We start from the raw sequence: 22,422 nt of genomic DNA, 5'->3' as shown, positions 1-22,422 counted from the left end.
TTAATAATTCACCCATTTTTTCTGTCCGATCCATTGGATAATGGTAATCGCGAACACAATCACAAAAAGAACAACGGCCATTGCCGAGGCAGGACCAATTTTCAAGTTAACGAAAGCGGTTTCATAAAGGTTCCAAACAATCATAGAGGTCGAGTGCATCGGCCCACCCTTTGTTAAAACAGCGACTAAATCAAATACCTTAAATGTTGAAATGATCCCTGTGATGAAGAGGAAGAAGGATGTTGGTGAGATCATTGGTACGGTAATATGCTTGAATTTCACCCACGCATTCGCTCCATCAATATCTGCGGCTTCGTATAAATCCTTCGGGATATTTTGTAATCCCGCTAAGAATATAATCATATTAAATCCAATCGATACCCAGACTTGAATGAGCATAATGGAAATCAACGCGAAATTTGGGTCAGCAATCCATTTGGGAGGATTGTCGATTCCAAGAGACATCAACACTTGGTTAATGGGCCCAGCAGAAGGATGGAATAGTACTTGCCAAACAACTGCAATAGCGACCACACTTGAGATATAAGGCATAAAGAAGGCTACTTTAAAAAATCCTTTCATATACACATTTCGATCAATCGTAATAGCCAGTAATAAGGATATGATCATACAAATAGGAACAGTAAGAATAAAGATCGCATTATTCATAATTGATTTTAAGAAAATAGGATCTTCAAACAGTCTTGTGAAATTATCAAATCCAACCCATTTTAATTGTGATAAGGGAGTAATAAAGCTCCATTCGGCAAAACTCAGTAAAAATGTAGCCAAAATCGGAATTAATACAAGAACAGACACTCCAATGAGCATGGGAGAAACAAACAATAAACCAGCTACGTTTTCTGTTTTCTCCTTATTGATTTTTTGAGTTGTACGTCTCTCAGTCACCTGTGTTGATTTGGAGAGTTCAGTGTTGGCACTCATCTTTTTCACCTCGATTTTTTGTATAATTTTATTATAAAAGAATACTAATTTTCACCATTAGCAGTATTTTGATGTATCTCTATACTATTTTGACTTATTTCTAGTTGTTAAAATCGAAAACGTCCATCTTTGCACAAGATGGACGCTAAGAAATGTTATTCTGTTTTACATCTTCCCAGTTCGAAACTCAATCGGTGTGACTCCGACATAGTTTTTAAAGATTTTTATAAAATAGCTTTGGTTGTCATAGCCCAGTCTTTCACATATTTTCCCTACAGAATCCGCTGTTTGCTCTAGCAATTCTTTCGCCCGATTTATCTTCATCTTTGTTACGTATTCAACAAACGTCTCCCCTACCTCTTTTTTAAACAAACGACTAAAGTAACTTGGATTCAAGTATAGATGACTAGAAACTTCATCCAGACTAATCTTCTTCTCTATGTGCAAAGAAACATATTTAAAGGCATCTAGTATTTCTTTTCGGCGGGTTTGCTCATAAACCTCGTTTATTCTCGATAAAGTAGTTTGAAAGTAACGAATTAACCATGTATACAGCTCACTTAAAAAATGAATGTCTAGAATTTCATTATGCATCGGCTCGACGGAATGAGTAGCTCGGAAAAACTGTAAAGCTTGGAGCTTGCCTCTTAAATCCAATAATAATTTAACGAGCCAATCCTTAACGATTTCCGGTGGGAATTGATAATCATTAAAAAATGAAGTCCACTTATTAACGAAAACCGGAATCCGGTCTTCGTCTCGAAGCATGATGAGCTCTCTCATTTCAGCGGCCGCTTGGTCATATTTAGAAAATAGCTCTTCTGTTTGGGACTCCTGTTCTTTATTCCTATCAACAATGGTCCCAGGTTCCATATAAAAACTCTGCTGTTTGCTATCAATTAAACCAATTACTTCTTCTTTAAACTCTAAAACGGATTGACAACCATCCCCTACTATAAAAGAAAGAGAAATACCTGCTGATTTTTTTAATGCATGCTGAATGAGCTTCATTTTTTCTTTTGATTCAGAAATCGCATTGTTCTTTAACACTAATGAAGCAGGAAAGAACACAAAGAATTCTCTAGGTCCCAGTTGAAAATGAACCGCGCCTAAACAATATCTCTCCATCGCTTCTGTGACTACATTATTAATGGCAAACATCAATGTGTCCTCAGACACAAATTTCTCTTTTACTAACGAAAAGTCGTGAATCATCGCTAAGGAACCGACATAGCCTGTTTGATCGATATGTAGACCGAGAGATTTGCATTCTGCTAATCTTTCCTTCTCATCAATATCACACGTATCTATTACCTTTTGAATAAATCGTTGTTTCACACTTTCTTTGTTTCGATCCAGCATCTCCTGAAGCTGAATTTGTTTGATCATTTTATGATTTTTCTCATCAAGTGTCGCCTTAAACTTTTTGATTAACTCACATAAATCATCTGGATCCAAGGTATCCTTTACAAGGTAGTCTTGAACTTGAAGTTTTAGCGCTTGGTGTGCATACACAAAATCAGAGTGACAGGATAGGATCGCAACCTGTAAATGAGGGTTTCTCTCTTTTAATTTTTTTGTAAGCTCAATCCCATTCATCTTGGGCATCCCGATATCCGTGATCAGGATATCAGGCATATCTTCCATGGCCTTTTCAAAGGCACTTGCACCGTTTTCATGAGAGCTTTGGAGCGTAACTCCAATTTGCTCCCATTGAATGGTTTCGGATAATAACTGAATCACAGGATAATCATCATCAACTAGCATCACTTTGTACATCCGTATGACAGCCCCCTTTATGAATGGTTAGAAAAACTTTTGTCCCCTCTCCAGATTTGCTTTGAATATCCATATGAAAGGATTTGCCAAAAGTAATAAACATTCTTTCATACACATTCGATAACCCTAAGGACGAGAATCCAGTTGTGTGTTCACTACTTATGAAGTCGATTCCAGATGGTTGACTAACCTTTCTTTGTAAAGTGACCAGCGATTCTTGATCCATTCCTTGTCCGTCATCTTCAATGACAATTACCAGCTGAGAAGCCTTCATTTCCGTTCTCACTACAATGGTGCCTTCACTTTGGCTCAACCCGTGAATGATAGAGTTTTCGATGATCGGCTGTAAGATGAATCGTGGAATTCTTAATGAATTGGCTTCTTCGTGGATTTGAAGCTCTACCTTCACTTCCTCTTTCTGTCTCATATTCATGAGATGAACATAATCCAGAACCATTTGGACTTCTTCTTGAAAGGTAATCGTTTCTTTGTTTTTATCAATGGTCATACGTAATAATTTCGATAAGGAGCTTATCATGTTAGCACTTTCCTTATCCCCTTTAACTAACACTTTCATTCGAATGGAATTCAGGACGTTAAATAAAAAATGAGGATTGATTTGCGCTTGTAGCATCGCGAGCTCCGCTTTCCTTTTCCGTTCCTGTGTTACGGTGATTTCCTTAATCATTTCATTAACACGATCTAGCATATGGTCAAAGGAATCTGATAGTCTACCAACCTCATCCCTGCTACGAATTCGGGAACGAACCGATAAATTCCCATGCTTTACGCTTTGTGCCACATTCCCTAAATGAACAATAGGTTTGGTAATCGTTCGAAGAAGATAAGCCATTAAAAACAAAAATAGGGCAAAGGAGACTACTTGGACCACAAATACTTTATTGAATATGGAATTAATTTTATTAACAGCCTGTTTGTAGGGCACAATCGACACCAACTTCCACCCTGTGAAGGAGATGTTATGCTCTGCAATGAGGTAGTCTTTTTTAGATATTTGAAAGATATTGGATGAGTTCTGTTCCTTTAGCTGGGAACTGTATTGAAATTTTCCACCAATTCTAGAATCATCGCGATGAGAAAGGATTTGATTCGAAGCATTTAATAACATCATTTCTTCGTGGCCCTGTAAGCCACTAAACAGTTCATTAATTTTATTCTCCATGATCGTAACAATTACGTACCCATACACCTTTACGTTTTCATCTCTTAGTGTTCTAGCAACAGATATTTGGTACGGATTATTTTTTATTTCCGATTTGAACATCGTTGGCTGACTTCCAATCCATAACGATTCATATCCTTTTAGATCGTCTAATTGTTTAAACCAATCTTCATTCACTAACTGATTGGGATCGTAATCCCAGTTAGAATAATTGGTATAAGACTTACCGTTTTTCAATAGAATCGTTACATATGATTTTTCGCCAACCAGTGTAATATTTTCGATCGTCTTATTGATACGGTTTTCATCAATAAAACTCTCATATTCTGATGGTATGGATGAGGTGTTACTTTTTGCTTTTTCTTTTAAAATCGTGTTCATCTCTGCATCGAGTTGGATAAAGTTTGTTATGTATAGCATGTCTTCTAGTAGCTTTTCTACATATTCATTGGCTATCGTAAGCTCTCGATTAGCATTAGAAAGAGCCTGCTCTTTTAAAGTATCTGTTGTTAAATAATTATAAATTAACAAAGAGATGGTCGCAGGAATCACAAGGCAAATAATCGAAATAAAAATAACCTTAAACCGAAACGACTTCGGCTGTAGCATCCAATGTCTCTTCTGCATCGCCTAACACCCTTTTTAATACAAAGATAGGGTTGTAATCGTTTACAACCCTTTCTTTCTATTATTATAGTTTCTTTATTTCTTGTCTATCCTTATTTATTACTATCAATGATTCCTTGTACTCTTTCTTGAGCAGCTTCAATTGTTTTCTCTACATCTTGTTCACCAAAGATCAGCTTTTCATATTCTTCATTGATTACCTTATAGATTTCAGCCTGATAAGATACAGGTGAAATAATCTTGGATGACTTCGCATTCGTTAAGACATTAATTAAGGAGTCTTTATCCACTTTTTCAGGATTGACCGTTCCGCTAAGAATCTTGTCAACAATACCTGCTAAATCACCTTCACTTACTTTGCTCCAGGAAGGAATGTTTTTCCCCTGAACAATTTGGCCATCCGTTGTATACCAACGAATAAATTGATAGGCCGCTTCCTTATGTTCAGACGTACCGGCAACCGCCATGAAGTCTGTTGTTACAGGCGTGAAGCCTTCTGTTGAACCTTTCTCGTTTTTCGGATACGGAGCAACCGCTACATGAAAGTTTAACGGGAACTGTTCCGTTCCGCCAAGCTCTGTATTCATCCAGCTACCGATTAGAATCGAACTTGAATCCTGATTAAAGAACTGATTCCGGTAATGAAGTTTTTGAGATAAAATATCTGTGTAAGGAACAGCTGATTGATCCTCTTTTTCCATTTTCAAACGAAGTTCAAGCGTCTTTTTGAACAGTGGATGATCAAGATTTGATTTTCCATCAGCCGTTGTGAATTCCGTATCATCCTCTTCACTAGCAAGAGCTAACTTTAAGAATTCCATCCAACCACCATTTTGCGGTCCGTGGAAGTATGTTCCATAGTGATCATCCGTTGTCATTGCCTTCGCATATTCAGCAAATTCATCCCATGTCCAATCTGTTGGTACCTCTAGTCCTGCTGCATCTAAGTGGTCTTTATTTAATAGAACGTACCACGGGTTAAATTTCCCCGGAAGCGAATAATACTTCCCGTCAATTTGCGTATCTACCTTATACTCTTCTGTCACCTTGTAACCTTCTTCATTTATAAACTCATCAATAGGAGCAACCATTCCCATACTTACACGCTGTGCATAACTTGCAGGATCACTGAACATGAGAACATCCATTTGCTCGCCTGAAGCAGCAGCTAAATCTAGCTTTTTCGTTGCTTCCTGTGTATCTCCCTTTTCACTTAGAATCACTAAATCTACTTTGATGTTAGGGTACTCTTCTTCAAAGGCAGCGATCGTTTCCTTCCAGTTGTATGATGCTTCATTTCCATGAGTGTGGAACTTAATTGTTACCTTTTCATCCGATTTTGTCTCGGACGAAGCTTTTTCTTTTGTGCTATTTCCAGAACAACCTGCTAAGACGATACAAAAGACAGCTACTAACACGAATATGGACCAAATCTTCCTCTTCATTGCCTTTCCCCCTACTACTTATTTATTTATTGTAAACCCTTACAAAACAAGTGTAGCAAAATCATATTTTCCCAACATATCAATAAATTTACTTATTATGAGAATTATTTGACCAGTATCTATGAACTCAGAATGGACACATCATATTTTTGAGCTAATTTACTAAATAATAGATTAGAAATATACATTAGTATATAACTTATCCCACTCCCAAAGAAGAGGAATCCTATCCCATTGAAAAATAGACTAAGCGCTAAGACGCAAATAACTGCCAGCAGCATCACGAATGAATACAGTGGATAGGAGATCCCAAGCAAAAACGCCACTTTTATATACTGGAACGTCTTGTTTTCGTAATGTACATAAACGGGGAAAATATAGGTTAAAACCATCATAAATAACAATGATACACCGATTAAACACCCTGCTAAGATCGGATATAACGTTCCTTGAACCCCACCAATTAACTGCCAATCGAACCATATTACAAAACTAGAAGCCATTAACACCAGCCCTAACCGATTGGATGCCCAGAACTCCCTTTTAAAAATCTCCATAAATGTTGAAAAAATAGGCAGCTCCCTTTCCCCCTGTAACCATTTACGAATAATCGTGAACATCGCCACGGTAGAAGGCGCAACCCCAAAGAACACCAGCCCCACACCTATAAATAACAACCAGAGGAGATTCAAATAGGCCAACCGAGAGATCCATTGACAAGCTTGATAAAGTTTCCCCGTCATCCCTGTTGTATCCATCCATATACACTCCTTCCCTATTTTACAAGCTATTTTATTCATTTTATAAATTTCTACAAGATTTGTATAAATATTATTTTGACAGTCTATACAAAAATCTTTACCTATTTGGAAAAAAAAGAGGATGGAACCGTTGAGTTCCACCCTTCTATGTCATTTATAAGTTTTTTACATAATCTTTAATCCGAATTTCCAAAGCAGTTTTTCCTACCACATAAATATATTATGCACATTGATTTCAACTGCCCTATTCTGCAAAAAAATCGACATAATGTCGGTTTTTATAGTTCATTAACAAGTTGTGTTAGAGCTTCGTTGATCGGCGTAACTGGACGACCGAGAACTTTCTCAAAATCGCTAGGTTCAACTTGTAATGAACCGTTCCGAATGCTTTCTTGAATTCCTACCACAATCGGGATCACAAAATCAGGTAGTCCTATACCTTTCATGATCTCTGCATATTTTTCGTCACTTACTTGTTGTACAGGTACTTCTTTACCCAATACATTTACAAGAGCAGATGCCAACTCGTCTTGAGTTAAAAGGGGACCTGAAAGTTCATACACTGTATTGTCATGACCGTTTTCAACCAGTACCTTTGCCGCTGCATCTGCGTAATCTTGTCGCAGTGCCCAGCCTACTTTCCCTTCTCCAGCAGAAGTAACCCATGGAGCTCCTGCCATAGCACCTTGAATGCTTCCAATTTCGTTTTCTAAATACCAATTGTTGCGCAAGAAAGAATATGGGATACCCGTCTTAATAATGGCTGCTTCTGTCGCAACATGAGGTGGAGCCATTAGATTTTTGCTTTCTGTTGCATTTGCTAGACTTGTGTAAGCAATAAATTTTACCCCTGCTCGCTCAGCTGCTTGAACAGCATTCGTATGTTGACGAATTCTTGTTTCATTGTCACCATCCGCAGAAATAATTAATAAGCGATCGATCCCCGTAAATGCTTGATCTAATGTTTCAGGTTGATTAAAATCTCCTTGACGAACTTCTATTCCAAGAGCACGAAGTCCTTCTACTTTCTCTGGATTTCGAACACTTACTGCCAGCTCACTTGCAGGTATAGATTTCAATAATGATTCTACAACCTTTGAACCTAATTTTCCTGAAGCTCCTGTAACTAATATTTTCATTTGTTATTCCTCCTATTTGTATCTGTAACAATTATGATTACATGTATTTATTTTAGTTACATGTAACCGGTATGTCAACAGCTTAAATAATATTTATTATTTTGTGCGTAATTTGGTATAATAAACTTGTAACCAATTCAATTACACGATAAATAAAGTTATTAATGGAAAAGTTATAGAGGTGGTGACTGAACATGTCCATCAGCAGCCGATTTGCTGTCGGAATTCATATATTGACTCTCATTGAATTTAATAAAGAAGGAGTAACCTCTTCTGAGTTTTTAGCTTCAAGCGTTAACACGAACCCAGCCGTGATTAGAAAACTAATGGGAATGCTTAAAAAAGCTGGTTTGATAGAAGTAAATCCAGGGATTGCAGGGGCAAAGCTTGCAAAGGAATTATCCGATATTACATTATTCGACGTTTATAAGGCAGTAAATGTTGTACAGGAGAAAGAATTGTTTAGCATACATGAAACCCCACATCCGAATTGTCCCGTAGGTAGGAACATCCAGAATACAATTGAACCTATATTCACAGCAGCACAATTGGCAATGGAGAAGGTTTTAAGAAATGTTACTTTAGAAGATGTTGTGAAAGATATTGCTACGAAAGAAAATATCTGTTAGAAAAGACATTCCAAAGGAGTGTCTTTTCACTTTGTTCTTCAACTTCCTGCCCTTTTTGTATAGTAAGAAATTCCATACTAAAAGAATTACCCCTTCTTGGATCAATGCCTCCTATACTTTACTCTGAAAACACGATCTGTTCAGCAATACCAGTTAAAATGGAACTATCAATCCCGCCGCTAATGGAATATACGTATTTCTCTTCCATAATCAACACTTCTGATTTACCATTGGTTTCATATAAGATCGCATCTTTACCTGATATAGATAATGTTTTGGTATTTGGAAATAACGAACTTAAAGACTTAATAGCATCCTTTGCAGAGCCATACTTGTTCTCTTTCGTCATTAAAATTATGGGCTCCCCTTCAACAAAAGGAAAAGTTGCTTTCATCAATATAGCGTTATCAGAATTTTTAGTGGCTTCAATTTTAGGTTCACTACTCCCGCCTGTTAAGTCATTCATCTTTTCTAATGGTATAAAGGCATGGCTCGATAAAACAAGTGACTGAATTCCATTCACATCCCTAATTAATTCTTGTTCAGCTGCCGAAAAGGTTACAGTAACATCTTCACTTGAAGGTGTTGTATCGAAAATATTCTTAGTTATACTTGCCTCGGTCCCTGAGGATCCATTTACTGAACTTGTTTGATTATCACTATCTTGTGAATAACCACTCAAATCATTTAAAAAGCTATAGCCAATGATGCCCATAAGAAGTAGTGCTGCGATAGCACCAAAATAATACTGCAACCTATTTCCTTTATTAGTTTTTGTTCGTAAGCTATCTAAAATCTTACGTTCTTCCTTCTTAGATACATAAATACTCTTTAGTACTTGGTCATCTACCATTTTTCTAAAACCACTTAGTTTATCCTCCACTCATGGTCCCCGCCTTTCATTGATTCTTCTAATTTTTTTCGGGCTCTAAATAAACGAGACTTAACCGTGTTGATGTTAATATTTAGAATGGAACTCACTTCTTCAACACTACATTCTTGGTAATAGAACAGTATGATGACATCCCTTAATTTCATCGGTAATTTCATCACCTGTTCCACAAGTTCAATATCCTCTACTTTCGTTATGTAAGTTGACTCAGGACTAGAATGATGCAATTTCTGCATATCTATCTTTGGTTTATAGATGATATTTCTTATACTCCATCTTCTTAATGAGTCTTTACACTTATTAACCGTGATTTTTACAAGCCAAGTTTTATAGCTACTCTCACCTCTAAAATGATCTAGATTGTTGAAACAAGCGATAAACACTTCTTGTAGGATATCTTCCGTTAAAGCATGATCATGGACATACATAAAAGCAATTCTCTTTAATTCAGTACCATACAATGCGAGTAAGTCCGCGATCAATTCTTCTTTATTCTTTGATTCCATATGGGCTCTTCCTTCCATCTCTCTCCCCCTCCACATAAAATAGACGATTCTGGAATTACTTGGGTTCACTATTTTGTTCTTTTAATTCTATTAAATGAAAAAAAGCACCTCATGGTTGAGGTACTCCATTTAGGGAGTCTTCAATATGTTGTGGCAACGTCCGGTAAGCTTACTGAATTTATTAAAGCAATCCCCAGTATAGAAAACTCATAATCAAGAACACAGATACAAATATGGTAAGCACTTTTGGTAATTTCCCATAAAAATATATGAGAGCTAAACCAATTACAATATGAATGATTGAAAAAAGAAGGAGACTCATTCATTTCACCTCTTTTACAATTGTAACATTTTGTAATTTAATTTACCCAATAAATATTCCCTCACCCCTAAACATGCACTGTTAGTGAAGTAATACATAGTACGGGAAGAATTGAAAATAATACTTAGGTAGTACTATCTCTAACAGTAGAAGGAGATGAAATAATGGAAAATATCGCTCATATGGTTCATATCGGTGAGTTAATAGCGGTCTCTAAGGTTTTTCAACTAAACCCTTTTCGAATGACCATATTAATAGAAGAAGGTTTAATGGAAGTATTCGAAACGAAGGAAACTTTTTTAGCAAAATACGGAAACAAGGAAACTTATGACGAATTAGAAAATTGGTGTGAGTTAAACAATGGGAAAATTTTCACTAAACCTAAAGTAGGAAGTGAGTATAATTCCAGTCATTGACGATGGCTTTCAATTGTTGAACAAGGTGGATTCAAAGCATCTCAAAGCTAAGTTTCTTGTATAGTTCATACTCCTGCGTAATATTTTCGAATATGTGTAAATATGTTCAAATAAAGTTTCAGAACCTTTAAAAAAGTTCACAGTCCCGTCATGTTTCACCATCCTATAGTATCTGGAATGCTATAAAATCAATTTGAAACCATACTTTTTATGGAGATGATTTTAATGGATGCGAAACAAAAAAAGTCTTTTGCTTGCTATTTGTTAATTTGTTTACACTTTTTACTTGGAATTGGTGCGCTATTTGGTGGAGGTGTACTAATTATTTTTCCTGACGGTTCGATTTTGGCAATGCCTCTTAGTATGTTGCAGAATAGCCCATTTGATAATTTCCTCATCCCAGGAATAATACTCTTTGTTGGATTAGGTATTCTTCCACTAGTAACTGCCGTTTTCCTTATCTCTGAAAAGCCGCTAAAAATCGCTGAAAAGCTGAGCCTTTATAAAGAAATGCACTGGTCATGGAATCATTCACTATACATTGGTTTTATTTTAATCATTTGGATTACAGTCGAAATGTATATGATTCAAGCCGTTGCATTTATTCACGTCTTCTACATCTTCCTAGGAATATTTATTCAATCCATTACTCTTCTTCCATCTGTTAAGGAGCATTACTCTAACAATAATAGATTTAATAAAATGTAAGTGTTTTTAATCGTCTTAGTTTTTATAGGGATACGACATTTAAAGGTAAGGGGCAATCATCCTCCTTGGATGAACGCCCTCCCCTTAAGTACACCTATTCAAAACTACTCCCAAATTTCATCTAATTTAATCGAATAGAAATCAATTGCTTTTTTATAATTTAAGATATTATCGTCTTTGGTCGTATCTATTAAGCATTTTAATAACAACTCCATCGCTTTACTATGTTCGTTTAAATTATATAAAGTCATCGAATAGAATGTTTGAATTGCTCTATTGTTTGGAAACGATTCGATTCCCTTTTGAAATATCCTTTTTGACTTTTCATATTCTCCTAATGTTCTATAGGTACTCCCTAGTCCTAACAAGGCTCCTTCCAGTTCATTCGAAGAGAGCCCTAATTTGATAGCATTTTCATAAAAGGAAACTGCTTTTGCTTCTTCTCCTAATAAATCAAGACTCCAAGCACATTGATAGTTAATTGACGCATTTTCGGCGTACTCCTGGACTAGTTTCATAAGTAATTCGTTAGATTCTTTGTGATTACCACTTTTCCGTAAATTAATAGCTATATCTAATTCTTTTTCCAACCTTTTCATCTCCAATCCTTTTATTTGTTTGTTCCATATTCCCCATTCATTACAGATTGTCGTCCGATAGCGGCTCAGAAAAAATGTTATAGATTCAGTCGTACTATCAATGACTTTGCTTTTTTAGTATCTTCTCAATAACATCAGCAAGAGCTTCCACTGTTCTAAATGATTCTTCAAAGGTATTATCAACCCCACCGATTTCTACTATCATTGATCCTGCTTTTAGTTCTTGATTATAGGTTATGGTTTTGTCAGACTTTGATTTGGTTACCACCCCTTTAGAGAGCTGCGGATAACTTTCTAGCAATCCTTGGTGTATTGCTTCTGCTAACTTATGGTTTTTTTCGTAATTTTCGGGTGAATTAGATAAGACGAAGGTAACCTGAGCATATTCTTTTCCGTTAATTGTAACCGTAGTTTGATTTCTTCTCAGCGAATCCCTGTGAATATCAAATACCATTTGAATGCTGCTATGTCTCTGTAATTCCTGATTCAGCCTCTCCCTAGAAACTTTATATGAATCTTCAAATCTTAATCCACGGTCCTCGATTATTTCATGTACCTTCGTTTGGTCATGAATTACATGGATCCCTCTCTCTTTCAAAGAACTTCCTAATTTTTCACCGACTTGAGTTATATTTTTAACCTCATCCCAAGCTTGATCAATCCCTTTTTTATTAATTTCAGGTAAATACGATTCCATGTTATGTGTGTGATAAATATAAACCAATGGTTCTTGTTCTTCTGTTTCTGATAAAACAGGAGGGGTATTATGATTTGTTAAAGAGCTTATTACTTCCTGTTTACCATCAAATAAGAAAACCCATGACATGAACATAGAAAAAACCAAAGCCCCTGTAGATATTAAGGAGACTCTTTTAACCTTCCTATTTCGATCCATCTTTCTAGCCAATTTTCTTAATCTATTTTCAGTAGAGCTAACAAATTCATTGGTTGGTTGATAGGGGAACGACTGCTTAATCTGGTCAAACAGCTCTTTGTCATTTTGCATTACTGAAAACCTCCTCTGAGTGTATATGTAATTTCTTCTTGAGGTCTTGTAAAGCCCTATGATAATTCACTTTTACCTTTGTTTCACTACATTTTAGAATTTCAGCTGTTTCCTTAATTGAAAATTCGTTAATACCTCTAAGAATGACAACAGCTCTAAATTGCGGTTTTAAGTTTGATATGGCTAGATGAATTTGAGATACAGTTTCGGCATCTTCTAGTTTCTCATTTGGACCTTTTTCTTTTGACTCTAACTTCTTAAAAAACCCCTCTTTAAAAATGGAAGTGAATCTTTTCCTTCTATAAGTATCAACTGCTACATTTCTTGCGATTGTAAATATCCATGCTTTTAAATTCCTAGTACAATCAAAGTTTTTAAGATTATTTAGTACACGAATAAATACTTCTTGTGTCATATCCTCAGCATCCTGCTGGCTACCAGAAAAGCAAACTAAAAACCTAAATACGTCTAAGTAATAGTGTTTATAAATGGAACTTATACTATCTTCTAAGTTATCTAAATCAACCACCCGTCTCCCCCCTAGTTTGTATTCATATATACTTCGTTTGAAGCAAGGGAAAAGTTACAATATTTTCTAAATAAAAAAAATCAGAGAATAACTTCTCTGACTCATAAATCTTAGGATAAATAATGTAGTTCTACAAAAATATAGTTATTCCTTTTCTACAGCTTTAAGTAAATTGATCCCTTAGTACAAGAATTTACAGATTACTCTTATAACCTAGAAAGATTTATTTCTTAATTTTACCCCTTATCAACTCTTCTATTAATATTCCATTTATTTTTAGACCTGAAATATCACAATCATCTATTTCCATATTTGCTAAATTACAATTTTTCATCTGTGTTCCAGTTAGATTACAGTTATTGAACCTAATCGGTTTATATTGATTTTCAGGACTGACATTTGGATCATTCTCAGTTGGTAGAACAACATCAACAAATTCTGTCCCATATAAATGAACATGGTTAATTACGGCATGACTTAAGTTCGCATGTTGAATCTCTATGTCAGAAAGATTAGCATTTGTGATTTTGCTCTTTCCCATATTAACGTCATTAATCTCCATTTTACTCATATTCGCATTATTTATTGATGTATTAGCTAAACTTACATTATCAATTACCAGTCCCTCAGCCTTCACTTCATGCCATTCCGAATTAGAAATATCCACTCTTTTCAAATGATAATTTTGAGTATTCAACATGGATTTTATCCTCCTCCTGGATTTCCCATTAACCAAATTTTGGTTCACTATCACTATTCTATCTATTAAATGGAAATTCCTTTATAAATTAAAAGCAAGACTACCAGTAATATATTATAAATTTATAATTCTATAACACTTATCATATTTCCATTTATATCGGTTACATCAAAGCGTTTCGGTTCTCCATTTCTTACATTAGATACAGTCACATTTTTTTCTATTAGCAACTGTCTAACTTTTTCTACATCTTTAACCACATAATTAAATGGGGTGTAAGTATCAATTGGTTGGAAATCTGAAATTTCAACCAGATGAAATCCGCAATTTGGTGCAATCGAAAGACCGCACATTCTTTCTTTTTTCCAACGCAGATCAAAACCAAATGTATCTTGATACCACACCAATGATTCCTGAAGATTTTTTACAGGTAGGAATACTGCATCAATTCGTTCAACAAATTTTTCTTGTGGCTGCTCACTCATAAAATTCATCTCCTTATACACATAATTCCTCTTAAGGATTTCCCTCGTATTTTTTTAAAACTCACTAATATCAATAATGACACTATTCAATATTTCAATAGACTTTATTGGTTCGTCATCAATCTCTTAACTGTGATTTCCACCATCAACTACTTTTAAAATAAGATTAGGATTATTTTTCAACCTTACAAAGCGATCCTCAATAAAACAACTATCTTTATCTCCAATAATACAAAGTCCCTTATGATCACTATTAATCATAGCGTTATATACACGATCCTTTTGTAGTAATGGAGTCAACCATACTACTCTAGCTTCTTTGAACATCGTATTATTTAACAGATAACTTAAAGCAATAGTTCCAACTGTTTTACCCACTACATAATACTTACAATATTTCTTGTTCTTTATAGCATTGTTAATTACAAGTTGTACATCTCTAGCGAAATCCTCTTCATTGAGTTCAGATAACTCTTGCCTATTATATGAATAGTTAATATGTAAAACATCAAAGCCTTTATTATAGAATAAGCTAGTTGTAAATCGCAACAATGGAGCCTGTGTTGTGTAACCAGCCCCAGGTAAGACAATAACTAGATTATTGGTTTGTTCTGTTTGCTCTATCAGACTAAAAGGAATACTTTTAGAAAGCTCCATTTTTTCACTCCCCCTTAATTCAAAACATCCATATTATACCATATTATTATCATACTATCTTTTTAGTGTACAACAAAGTTTCTTCTTCTTGATCAAACCCCTTTTAAAGGAAATTTCATCAGGTTATCTACCAATTCTCTGCTGTGTCAATGTATGATAAAAATAGCAAATAATGTTAAGAACGGATATCTGTATACTGTTATATTAGCTATAGGGAGGTGAAGGGAATGGATTATGTAGTTTGTATCGGTCGAACGCTAGATTACATTGAAGAAAACCTGCAAGAAACAATTACACTTGAAACACTAGCAGAAATTGCATGCTTTTCTCCTTTTCATTATCATCGTGTATTCCAAGCCCTGGTCGGAGAATCAGTTATGGATTATGTGAGAAAAAGACGTCTTACACGTGCAGCTGAGCGACTTTTCTATTCGGATGTAAAGGTGATTGATATTGCATTAGATGTGGGTTTTCAATACCACGAGTCATTCAACCGGGCTTTTAAAAAGTTTTATGGCGTTTCACCTAATCAATATCGAACCGCCCATGCATTATCTGGTCCCTTACGTGGAAGATCTTACCTTAATAAAATAACTGTCCAAGGAGGACATATAATGGAACCAATAATAATTACAAAACCAAAATTTCACATCATTGGGTATGAGCTTAAAACAAGAAATGTAGATGGTCAAAACAATAAAGACATTCCTGAATTTTGGCAGTTATACCTTCAAAAGAAGTTATACGAGAACATTCCAAATCCGTTAAACTGCAAAGAGGAGCTTGGCATCTGTACTAATTTCTCCCCAGAAACAGGTGAGTTTGTGTATGTGATCGGAATGGAAGTAGCTGAAGGAACTCCAGCACCTGAAGGGTTAGTTTATAGAAGCTTTCCAGAGATGGAATATGCTGTGTTTACCACACCAAAAGCAGATGAGGCAGGATTCACCAGTTTTATCCAGTCCACATGGAATTATGCATTCACAGAATGGTTCCCTCAATCCGGTTATGAACATGCTGGGATCTTGGATATAGAGTTATATGATGAAAGATGCCATAGGACTGAGAACAAAGTAATGGACATCTATATTCCAGTTAAAAAACAGATGGCAAAAGCCTAATAAAAGGGATGGTTCATGGCTTACTCTGAAGCAATTGAACCATCCCTTATAATATGAAGTATGTTAACTATTCCTATGGCATTGATAGGAGTAAGAATTAATGCATTTGATTTTTCATATACATATTTTACCATAACACAATGACTAGTTGACGGAAATTTCCCTATAAGTTTAATTAAAATCCTTAACTTGCCCTTTTGTCAAAGCGCCTCACTGTCCTGACTGCTTTGTTATTTTACTTGTACTTCTTCAACTGTTTGTTCCACTTCAGCACGTGTTATTTTTTCACGTCCTTCTTTCAATGCTTTTAAGGTTTTATGTGCTAGAGCAAGTGGTAGACGACAGAATAAAATAATACTTCTCTTGTTAAGAGATTTCATATATTCATCTGCTTTTGCTAAGTTTTCCTCTGCATATTCAAATAGCTCCTTACGAGTCCAACCATCAGGTACAAAACTTACTCCACGCTCGTCTAAATCTTCCTTCTCATTTCGCAGAATGTTTACAGCTTGAAGCCCACGACCGTAACCGATCGCAAGTTCCCTGTCTGTTTTTACACCGGCACAGTACTCCCAAATATTTGAAAGCAATACTCCCACAAGGCCTGCAACATAGTATGTATAATCATCTAAATCTTCACGTGTACGAATTTGCCAGTTTGCTTTTGCCCATTTTGCCATGCCAACTGCCATTTCACAGGCAGCGTTCATGACAAAAGATAACGTATCCTTTGGACAAGCTTGTAACCACTCTTCTAAGCGAAGTGTAACTTCAGGCAAACAGTCTTTTATCGGTCCAAGGATCCGTAAATATTCTTCATTATTAAATGGCTGTTTAAATAATTCACTTATTTGCATTAAAATAGTATATTTTAGCTCATTATCTAATTCTTCGTGATCTTCAATCTCATCAATTGCTCGAAAAACCAAATAGGCAGAAGTAACTGTATTTTTTAACTCCCTTTGTAAAAATGTAATCGGAATATAAAATGTACGGCTTGTTTCTTTAAGAACACTTAATGCATCTTTTGTAAAAGTCTTTTCGTTCATTTAATAGTTTCCTCCATCTTTGAATACTGCCTATATAAACACATATTTTGTTAATAAAACCTTATTTATGTATTTATTAAGAATTTTAATCTATTCTACTTTTTATGCGGCTTAACAAAAAGTATTTATCTAGAACTCCTATTCTTTTATTCTACTATACTTAAATTATTCAAGTACAAAAATTGAATGTACATTTTGCCAACTTGATTGCTAGAAGTCCCCACTGGATCAACGCCCTAGTCCAAAAAGAAACTATAAAAAAGGAACCAAAATAACTTCAAAAGATTTTTATAATCTAAATCAGTCGGCTAACCCTCCGTTTTACTCATATGTTCCATTAAATCATTAATGGGTTGTTATCAGTAGAATCTTATCTTAATAAATATTCTGCATTGCCATAATATATCCTTCTTCAAAACTACCACTTCAAATTATAAGGTCTGTTTGCCTGTTTATTTTCATACAATTCATATAGAGGTGATGAATAGTGAGAGTAGCACATACCGAAGCGGACGTAAATTTAATGGCAAGAATGATGAGGGCAGAAGCTGAGGGTGAAGGGCGACTTGGAATGCTTATGGTGGGTAATGTAATTGTAAATCGACTAAAAGCTAATTGCTTAGATTTTAAGGAATTAAGGTCAGTACGTGATGTGATTTATCATGTGCAAGGTGGAAATTATTCCTTTGAAGCTGTACAAAAAGGAAATTTATTTTATAGCCCAGCAAGAGAGGTAGAAAAGAAATTGGCTAGACAAACCTTAAAATATTGGAGACAACAACCTTCTAAATATTCTCTTTGGTACTTTAACCCCTATGGTGAATGTCCACCTACATGGTACAATCAACCATTTACAGGACGCTATAAACTACATTGTTATTATGAACCAATAGCTAATACATGTGAAGGTGCTTATCGATATTAAAGGGTTTCACCTAAATACACGTTTTTGCCCATACAAAACCACCTTCGAATCCACTTTTATTAAGTGTACCATTTCGAAGGTGTTTTAAATTGCTCATTGAATTAGGTTAGTCTACTTTGAAGTTAGATTTTTTCTACTCTTCTACAAAACACAGAAGGACTGAACCTGTCTAACCTTGTTCTTAAATCCCCCCCTCCAAACCTTGTTATCCCCTTGGTAACCTAGAAGTAACAAGTTTTTTGTTGATTTTTGAATATGATTGATATCTCCTCATTTAACTAGTCTAGTCAAAGAGAACCCTCTATTTGGCGTAAATTGTACTCCTCCCCCCTTACAAAACCGTGCTTGCACTATTAAAATTGCTAAAAGCAGCTCATTTTTACACCTATTAAGGGAATAGTGATACTATATCCATTTATAGGAGGCCCAAACATGTCATTAGAATCAAATATTGAGCATAAAACAATCTGTTTCAGTGAATACGATGAATTAAAACGAGTCATCTGCTGTCAGCCTCAGTACATGACGATCAGGGATGTGATTAATGAAACACAAAAGCACTTTAAAAATGAAGGTATACATATAGAAACCGCATTAGAACAGCATAATCAGATGGTTCAAACGATGCGAAATCACGGAATTGAAGTTATTTTACTTCCTTACCACAAGAAGTATCCGGAACAGGTATTTACAAGGGACATAGGATTTACACTTGGACATACTGTTTTTGTAGCCGATATGGCCAGTGATGTTAGGCAAGGAGAAGATAATGTATTAAAGCAGTGGCTGGAGGATGAAGGATTCTCCTACTATAATATTGTCGGGGACCAGATTGAAGGCGGAGATGTAATTATTGACAGGGACACCGTTTACATTGGATTGAGTAATCGGACCAGCCAACAGGCAATTGATCATTTAAAACATCTACTCCCCCAGTTTGATGTTAAAGCCATCCAGTTCAAAGAAAAATATTTACATTTAGACTGTGTCTTTAATGTAGTATCTCCAGAGCTAGCCCTAATCTTCCCAGCGGCTTTGACAAAAGAAGATTTCGACATATTTGGATCAAGATATGAACTTATAGAAGTATCTGAGGAAGAACAGTTCACGCTTGGGACAAATGTTCTTGGAATAGGAAACAAGCGAGTCTTGAGCTTGCCAGTAAATAAAAATGTAAATAAGCAGCTTCGTGACCGAGGCTTTGAAGTAATAGAAGTTGATATAACAGAAATTATTAAATCAGGAGGCTCTTTCCGCTGCTGCACGCTGCCTATTCTTAGGTCAAGGGCAAACGAATAATTTGAGCATTCAAGAAGAACTTTCCCTTTATGTTTCATTGCCGGGGAGAGTTTTTCATTTTGAACACCATTCTCTAAATTTTCCTCCTTACCTAATGACCAATCATTGATCATGTCAAAAAGGCCCCCAAAGTAATTTTTCAAAATAACAATATAGACTTTTATTAACATGTTATCTAATATTATTACACTTTAAAACCTTGTTAGCTAGATAAATAACATGGGAGTTTCCATAATACAAAAGATAGGACAGCCTTTTTTTATTATTTTGATATCGGTTTATACTTGTCCACTTTTTTTACATAAGATGTATTTTGTAAGAGGCCTCTTACAAGAAACTTTCGTTGAAAGGAGGAAAACTAAATGGCTTTAATTCCTGAAAACACAATTGGAGGAATCGTTCAAGGACTTCTTTGTGAAATTGGAAGACTTGTTTTACAAATTCTAATTGCAGTAGCTATTGCAGTTGCAAATTTATTTGGTTTTACAGCTGTAGCTGATGAACTTGCACAAGCTCAAGAAGCTCTTAATGAGGTTGATTGCTTCTAATCTCTTAATTAGCCACAGAATGTTCCTATGTATCTAGGACATCCTAATGAATTGCGTAAAAACCCTAGAGATTATTTAAAAATAACATCTAGGGTTTTTATTTTATGGGAAAAATTTTAAATCATGATATTCACATACTACATCCTTATTTAACAACATAGGATATAAAGAATTTGACACTTTTGCTAATTAAATAAAAAGGTGGGGTAAGTAATGAGTGATAACATAAATGACAACAGCGAACAGAATACGAGTAACAATATGGAAAAGGACCTAGGAAAGAATAATTCCAACAGTCAATCTAAAGTCGATTTGAGCTCTATGATGCAACTAGCATCCACTCTTCTTAAGAACGATGTGATTATGAATTCTGTTACGGAACAACTTAGTAAAAATAAGCCTACCGCAACCCAATCATCAAAAGTAACTGAGAAACCAGAAAATGTGCAGATGTCAACATTATATAAAAAGTTAGAAGAAACAGCTAACGATGTTTCCGAATTAAAAGAAGAATACAAAGGTCTAGCCTCTTTATCTGAAAAAATCGAGAATCTTACTAATGAAATTTCTGAATTAACAAAGGTACTTAAAACAGTAGTAGAACATCAAATTAATCCTGACAAAGATAAAATATAGGTTTATAAGATCAGCCAGTTATTTTATATTTAGGTTATAACACTAATCTGTTGATAGTAAAAAGACCATACATAATAGTATGTCTAATATGTATGGTCTTTTCTCATTTTCTTCTTCAACTAACGCCCCCTTTACTTTAAGTACATTACTTCACAATCTTTTTTGCACCTCAAAAAACTCATTCCTTTAAATTTATTGTCCATTCAAAAAGACGCTTTCTTATCAAAGAAAAGCGCCCGACTGTGATAGATATATTATCCTCAATTATTCTTTGAATTAAAAAAGTTCATAATAAACCTTCGCATTATTTTTCTTTTAACATTGAATACTTTCGATAAGCTTTAAAGAAACTGCTACCAAAGAAAACAGCCATAAGGGTGGGAAGCAACCTCAAAAGGGCAAATGGAGTTTCAAATATGAATGCTTTCCAAAATAATGCACCTTTCATACTCCAAAGACCTTCGGTTAAATATAAACCTGAATCCTTGTATAGCATAAAAGAAAAAGACAATAACAGTATACCTAAACCAGATGTATAACCCATCAATCTTTTATAATAATTACTCTTTGATTGGCGATCGGAGAAGATTTCATTTTGATCATCATCTTCTTTTTGCCAATATTGAATTCCACCAAGCCAGGAGCCATTTATATAGTTCCAACCGAAGTCTTCATATATCCCTCTGTACTCTTTGAACTTTTTCTTAGGTAAATAATCTTGATAATCCAGTCGGATCACATATCTCTTGTCGGTTTTTTCGAAAGTGTATATCCCTAATCCACTAATATTTATACAAGAGTAGCCTTTTTGTAATTGCTCGTTCAGCCATTGCTCCTCTTTTTCAATATCAAAAAACATCTTAAATTTCTTCATTTGATTCACTTCCTTCGTACAGGGATAAAATATGCAATAACCTGTTTTGTTCCATTTTCAAAATTACCCTTCCTTCCGCAGTTATCATATAAACTTTTCTCCGACCGGACTCTCCAACAGCTTCAATCCAACCATGCTTATTCAAGTTTTCAATCGCACCGTACAATGTACCCGCTGCTAAAATAACAGTACCGTTACTTATCTTCTCTATCTTCTGCATTACGGCATAGCCATGGAGTGGCTCACGCAAGGCTAATAATATATAATGCATGGTTTCAGACAACGGTAATAATTTATGTTTCAAATCCTCACCCTCTATTCAGTTCGACTATATAGTTCAACTTAATAATAACATAATGCAGTTCAACTGAATAGTCAACAACATTTTCAAAATTAGTCAAAGGAACTAAAAGTAATAAGCTTGAAAATAAGGAAAAAGTTAATTTAAAAAGTCGCTTTCCTTAAGGGAAAGCGACTTCTGGTGTAGTCTTATTTAATTAAATGGCCCCATTGTTGAACACAAGTTAAACATCTATTATCCAACTAGTCGACTAGAAGAGAACCGTGCTTGCGCTATTAACGCACACGGCTCCTCCTAGTTATCATTTACAGAATATAGCTAATCTCTTCTCTAAGTTCAAA

At 35.1% G+C, this 22,422-nt stretch carries 25 protein-coding genes; 8 read left to right on the top strand and 17 right to left on the bottom strand.

What is annotated here, in order from left to right; all coding sequences use genetic code 11:
- From BKO01S_RS06575 to BKO01S_RS06550, 6 genes are all read right to left on the bottom strand, one after another.
- Positions 1–945, bottom strand: coding sequence for a carbohydrate ABC transporter permease (locus BKO01S_RS06575; protein ID WP_084361990.1), 945 nt, complete (start codon positions 943–945; stop codon positions 1–3).
- A gap of 165 nt (positions 946–1,110) precedes the next feature.
- Positions 1,111–2,724: a response regulator transcription factor gene (locus BKO01S_RS06570; RefSeq protein WP_066050674.1), complete on the bottom strand. Its 1,614-nt coding sequence runs from the start codon at positions 2,722–2,724 to the stop codon at positions 1,111–1,113.
- Positions 2,702–4,534: a sensor histidine kinase gene (locus BKO01S_RS06565; protein ID WP_084361989.1), complete on the bottom strand. Its 1,833-nt coding sequence runs from the start codon at positions 4,532–4,534 to the stop codon at positions 2,702–2,704. Before BKO01S_RS06565 ends, BKO01S_RS06570 begins: the two co-directional genes overlap by 23 nt.
- 92 nt (positions 4,535–4,626) lie before the next feature.
- Positions 4,627–5,979: an ABC transporter substrate-binding protein gene (locus BKO01S_RS06560; RefSeq protein ID WP_066050668.1), complete on the bottom strand. Its 1,353-nt coding sequence runs from the start codon at positions 5,977–5,979 to the stop codon at positions 4,627–4,629.
- A 119-nt stretch (positions 5,980–6,098) separates the two neighbouring features.
- Entirely contained in the window at positions 6,099–6,737 is a 639-nt protein-coding gene (locus BKO01S_RS06555) for a YesL family protein (RefSeq protein ID WP_066050665.1), read from the bottom strand.
- Positions 6,738–7,018: 281 nt separating this feature from the next.
- Positions 7,019–7,879: an SDR family oxidoreductase gene (locus BKO01S_RS06550; protein WP_066050662.1), complete on the bottom strand. Its 861-nt coding sequence runs from the start codon at positions 7,877–7,879 to the stop codon at positions 7,019–7,021.
- 194 nt (positions 7,880–8,073) lie between these two features.
- Between BKO01S_RS06550 and BKO01S_RS06545 the strand changes: the two genes are divergently transcribed.
- Positions 8,074–8,508 (top strand): Rrf2 family transcriptional regulator, encoded by a 435-nt coding sequence (locus BKO01S_RS06545; protein WP_066050658.1) that lies wholly within the window; start codon positions 8,074–8,076, stop codon positions 8,506–8,508.
- Positions 8,509–8,626: 118 nt separating this feature from the next.
- On the opposite strand, the gene BKO01S_RS06540 is transcribed toward BKO01S_RS06545, so the two are convergent.
- Positions 8,627–9,391 carry a DUF4367 domain-containing protein gene (locus BKO01S_RS06540; protein WP_066050653.1) on the bottom strand — a complete coding sequence of 255 codons (765 nt, stop codon included), beginning with the start codon at positions 9,389–9,391 and terminating at the stop codon, positions 8,627–8,629.
- Entirely contained in the window at positions 9,376–9,924 is a 549-nt protein-coding gene (locus BKO01S_RS06535; protein WP_157077313.1) for a sigma-70 family RNA polymerase sigma factor, read from the bottom strand. The genes BKO01S_RS06540 and BKO01S_RS06535 overlap by 16 nt, the downstream gene beginning before the upstream one ends.
- Before the next feature lie 468 nt (positions 9,925–10,392).
- On the opposite strand from BKO01S_RS06535, the gene BKO01S_RS06530 reads away from it, so the two are divergent.
- Together BKO01S_RS06530 and BKO01S_RS06525 are read left to right on the top strand one after the other, a co-directional pair.
- On the top strand, positions 10,393–10,644 hold the full coding sequence (locus BKO01S_RS06530) for a hypothetical protein (protein WP_066050649.1): 252 nt from the start codon (positions 10,393–10,395) through the stop codon (positions 10,642–10,644).
- A 225-nt stretch (positions 10,645–10,869) separates the two neighbouring features.
- Positions 10,870–11,352: a hypothetical protein gene (locus tag BKO01S_RS06525; RefSeq protein WP_084361987.1), complete on the top strand. Its 483-nt coding sequence runs from the start codon at positions 10,870–10,872 to the stop codon at positions 11,350–11,352.
- Positions 11,353–11,456: 104 nt separating this feature from the next.
- Here the strand turns inward: BKO01S_RS06525 and BKO01S_RS06520 are convergent, their stop codons facing one another.
- The 6 genes from BKO01S_RS06520 to BKO01S_RS06495 form a co-directional block, all read right to left on the bottom strand.
- Positions 11,457–11,951: a tetratricopeptide repeat protein gene (locus tag BKO01S_RS06520; protein WP_439951034.1), complete on the bottom strand. Its 495-nt coding sequence runs from the start codon at positions 11,949–11,951 to the stop codon at positions 11,457–11,459.
- 97 nt (positions 11,952–12,048) lie between these two features.
- On the bottom strand, positions 12,049–12,957 hold the full coding sequence (gene spoIIP / locus BKO01S_RS06515; RefSeq protein WP_066050643.1) for a stage II sporulation protein P: 909 nt from the start codon (positions 12,955–12,957) through the stop codon (positions 12,049–12,051).
- Entirely contained in the window at positions 12,947–13,486 is a 540-nt protein-coding gene (locus tag BKO01S_RS06510) for an RNA polymerase sigma factor (protein ID WP_066050637.1), read from the bottom strand. Before BKO01S_RS06510 ends, spoIIP begins: the two co-directional genes overlap by 11 nt.
- A gap of 223 nt (positions 13,487–13,709) precedes the next feature.
- A complete protein-coding gene (locus tag BKO01S_RS06505) occupies positions 13,710–14,186 on the bottom strand; it encodes a pentapeptide repeat-containing protein (RefSeq protein WP_066050634.1) in 477 nt (158 codons plus the stop codon).
- A gap of 122 nt (positions 14,187–14,308) precedes the next feature.
- Positions 14,309–14,671 carry a VOC family protein gene (locus tag BKO01S_RS06500; RefSeq protein WP_066050631.1) on the bottom strand — a complete coding sequence of 121 codons (363 nt, stop codon included), beginning with the start codon at positions 14,669–14,671 and terminating at the stop codon, positions 14,309–14,311.
- Positions 14,672–14,797: 126 nt separating this feature from the next.
- The gene (locus BKO01S_RS06495; RefSeq protein WP_232311181.1) at positions 14,798–15,328 is read right to left on the bottom strand and encodes an alpha/beta hydrolase; all 531 of its coding nucleotides are present in this window, start codon (positions 15,326–15,328) and stop codon (positions 14,798–14,800) included.
- Between the two features lie 227 nt (positions 15,329–15,555).
- Between BKO01S_RS06495 and BKO01S_RS06490 the strand changes: the two genes are divergently transcribed.
- Positions 15,556–16,449, top strand: coding sequence for an AraC family transcriptional regulator (locus BKO01S_RS06490; protein WP_066050627.1), 894 nt, complete (start codon positions 15,556–15,558; stop codon positions 16,447–16,449).
- 230 nt (positions 16,450–16,679) lie between these two features.
- Here the strand turns inward: BKO01S_RS06490 and BKO01S_RS06485 are convergent, their stop codons facing one another.
- Positions 16,680–17,498, bottom strand: coding sequence for a squalene/phytoene synthase family protein (locus BKO01S_RS06485; protein WP_066050624.1), 819 nt, complete (start codon positions 17,496–17,498; stop codon positions 16,680–16,682).
- Positions 17,499–17,982: 484 nt separating this feature from the next.
- Here BKO01S_RS06485 and BKO01S_RS06480 point away from each other — a divergent pair, with 484 nt between their 5' ends.
- The 4 genes from BKO01S_RS06480 to BKO01S_RS06465 all read left to right on the top strand — a co-directional run bounded on the left by BKO01S_RS06480 (position 17,983) and on the right by BKO01S_RS06465 (position 20,906).
- Entirely contained in the window at positions 17,983–18,423 is a 441-nt protein-coding gene (locus BKO01S_RS06480) for a cell wall hydrolase (protein ID WP_066050618.1), read from the top strand.
- Positions 18,424–18,855: 432 nt separating this feature from the next.
- Positions 18,856–19,722: a dimethylarginine dimethylaminohydrolase family protein gene (locus BKO01S_RS06475; RefSeq protein WP_066050615.1), complete on the top strand. Its 867-nt coding sequence runs from the start codon at positions 18,856–18,858 to the stop codon at positions 19,720–19,722.
- Between the two features lie 362 nt (positions 19,723–20,084).
- The gene (locus BKO01S_RS06470; protein ID WP_066050612.1) at positions 20,085–20,270 is read left to right on the top strand and encodes a hypothetical protein; all 186 of its coding nucleotides are present in this window, start codon (positions 20,085–20,087) and stop codon (positions 20,268–20,270) included.
- A gap of 213 nt (positions 20,271–20,483) precedes the next feature.
- Positions 20,484–20,906 carry a hypothetical protein gene (locus tag BKO01S_RS06465; RefSeq protein ID WP_066050609.1) on the top strand — a complete coding sequence of 141 codons (423 nt, stop codon included), beginning with the start codon at positions 20,484–20,486 and terminating at the stop codon, positions 20,904–20,906.
- A 304-nt stretch (positions 20,907–21,210) separates the two neighbouring features.
- Here the strand turns inward: BKO01S_RS06465 and BKO01S_RS06460 are convergent, their stop codons facing one another.
- Both BKO01S_RS06460 and BKO01S_RS06455 read right to left on the bottom strand, forming a co-directional pair.
- A complete protein-coding gene (locus BKO01S_RS06460) occupies positions 21,211–21,780 on the bottom strand; it encodes a DUF2812 domain-containing protein (RefSeq protein WP_066050606.1) in 570 nt (189 codons plus the stop codon).
- Positions 21,767–22,084, bottom strand: a complete 318-nt coding sequence (locus tag BKO01S_RS06455; protein WP_066050604.1) for a PadR family transcriptional regulator — start codon at positions 22,082–22,084, stop codon at positions 21,767–21,769. The genes BKO01S_RS06460 and BKO01S_RS06455 overlap by 14 nt, the downstream gene beginning before the upstream one ends.
- Between the last annotated feature and the right edge of the window lie 338 nt (positions 22,085–22,422).

Origin of the sequence: Robertmurraya korlensis NBRC 107688 (genome assembly GCF_001591645.1) — a bacterium.
In the GTDB taxonomy this organism is placed as follows: Bacteria; Bacillota; Bacilli; order Bacillales; family Cytobacillaceae; genus Robertmurraya_A.
Note: the sequence above shows the minus strand (reverse complement) of the source record. Positions and strands in the feature narration are given on the sequence as shown.

Coding starts and splice junctions, on each gene's coding strand:
- BKO01S_RS06575 (WP_084361990.1), bottom strand. CDS start 945: ATGAGTGCCAACACTGAACTCTCCAAATCAACACAGGTGACTGAGAGA.
- BKO01S_RS06570 (WP_066050674.1), bottom strand. CDS start 2,724: ATGTACAAAGTGATGCTAGTTGATGATGATTATCCTGTGATTCAGTTA.
- BKO01S_RS06565 (WP_084361989.1), bottom strand. CDS start 4,534: ATGCAGAAGAGACATTGGATGCTACAGCCGAAGTCGTTTCGGTTTAAG.
- BKO01S_RS06560 (WP_066050668.1), bottom strand. CDS start 5,979: ATGAAGAGGAAGATTTGGTCCATATTCGTGTTAGTAGCTGTCTTTTGT.
- BKO01S_RS06555 (WP_066050665.1), bottom strand. CDS start 6,737: ATGGATACAACAGGGATGACGGGGAAACTTTATCAAGCTTGTCAATGG.
- BKO01S_RS06550 (WP_066050662.1), bottom strand. CDS start 7,879: ATGAAAATATTAGTTACAGGAGCTTCAGGAAAATTAGGTTCAAAGGTT.
- BKO01S_RS06545 (WP_066050658.1), top strand. CDS start 8,074: ATGTCCATCAGCAGCCGATTTGCTGTCGGAATTCATATATTGACTCTC.
- BKO01S_RS06535 (WP_157077313.1), bottom strand. CDS start 9,924: ATGGAAGGAAGAGCCCATATGGAATCAAAGAATAAAGAAGAATTGATC.
- BKO01S_RS06530 (WP_066050649.1), top strand. CDS start 10,393: ATGGAAAATATCGCTCATATGGTTCATATCGGTGAGTTAATAGCGGTC.
- BKO01S_RS06525 (WP_084361987.1), top strand. CDS start 10,870: ATGGATGCGAAACAAAAAAAGTCTTTTGCTTGCTATTTGTTAATTTGT.
- BKO01S_RS06520 (WP_439951034.1), bottom strand. CDS start 11,951: ATGAAAAGGTTGGAAAAAGAATTAGATATAGCTATTAATTTACGGAAA.
- spoIIP (WP_066050643.1), bottom strand. CDS start 12,957: ATGCAAAATGACAAAGAGCTGTTTGACCAGATTAAGCAGTCGTTCCCC.
- BKO01S_RS06505 (WP_066050634.1), bottom strand. CDS start 14,186: ATGTTGAATACTCAAAATTATCATTTGAAAAGAGTGGATATTTCTAAT.
- BKO01S_RS06500 (WP_066050631.1), bottom strand. CDS start 14,671: ATGAGTGAGCAGCCACAAGAAAAATTTGTTGAACGAATTGATGCAGTA.
- BKO01S_RS06495 (WP_232311181.1), bottom strand. CDS start 15,328: ATGGAGCTTTCTAAAAGTATTCCTTTTAGTCTGATAGAGCAAACAGAA.
- BKO01S_RS06490 (WP_066050627.1), top strand. CDS start 15,556: ATGGATTATGTAGTTTGTATCGGTCGAACGCTAGATTACATTGAAGAA.
- BKO01S_RS06485 (WP_066050624.1), bottom strand. CDS start 17,498: ATGAACGAAAAGACTTTTACAAAAGATGCATTAAGTGTTCTTAAAGAA.
- BKO01S_RS06475 (WP_066050615.1), top strand. CDS start 18,856: ATGTCATTAGAATCAAATATTGAGCATAAAACAATCTGTTTCAGTGAA.
- BKO01S_RS06470 (WP_066050612.1), top strand. CDS start 20,085: ATGGCTTTAATTCCTGAAAACACAATTGGAGGAATCGTTCAAGGACTT.
- BKO01S_RS06465 (WP_066050609.1), top strand. CDS start 20,484: ATGAGTGATAACATAAATGACAACAGCGAACAGAATACGAGTAACAAT.
- BKO01S_RS06460 (WP_066050606.1), bottom strand. CDS start 21,780: ATGAAGAAATTTAAGATGTTTTTTGATATTGAAAAAGAGGAGCAATGG.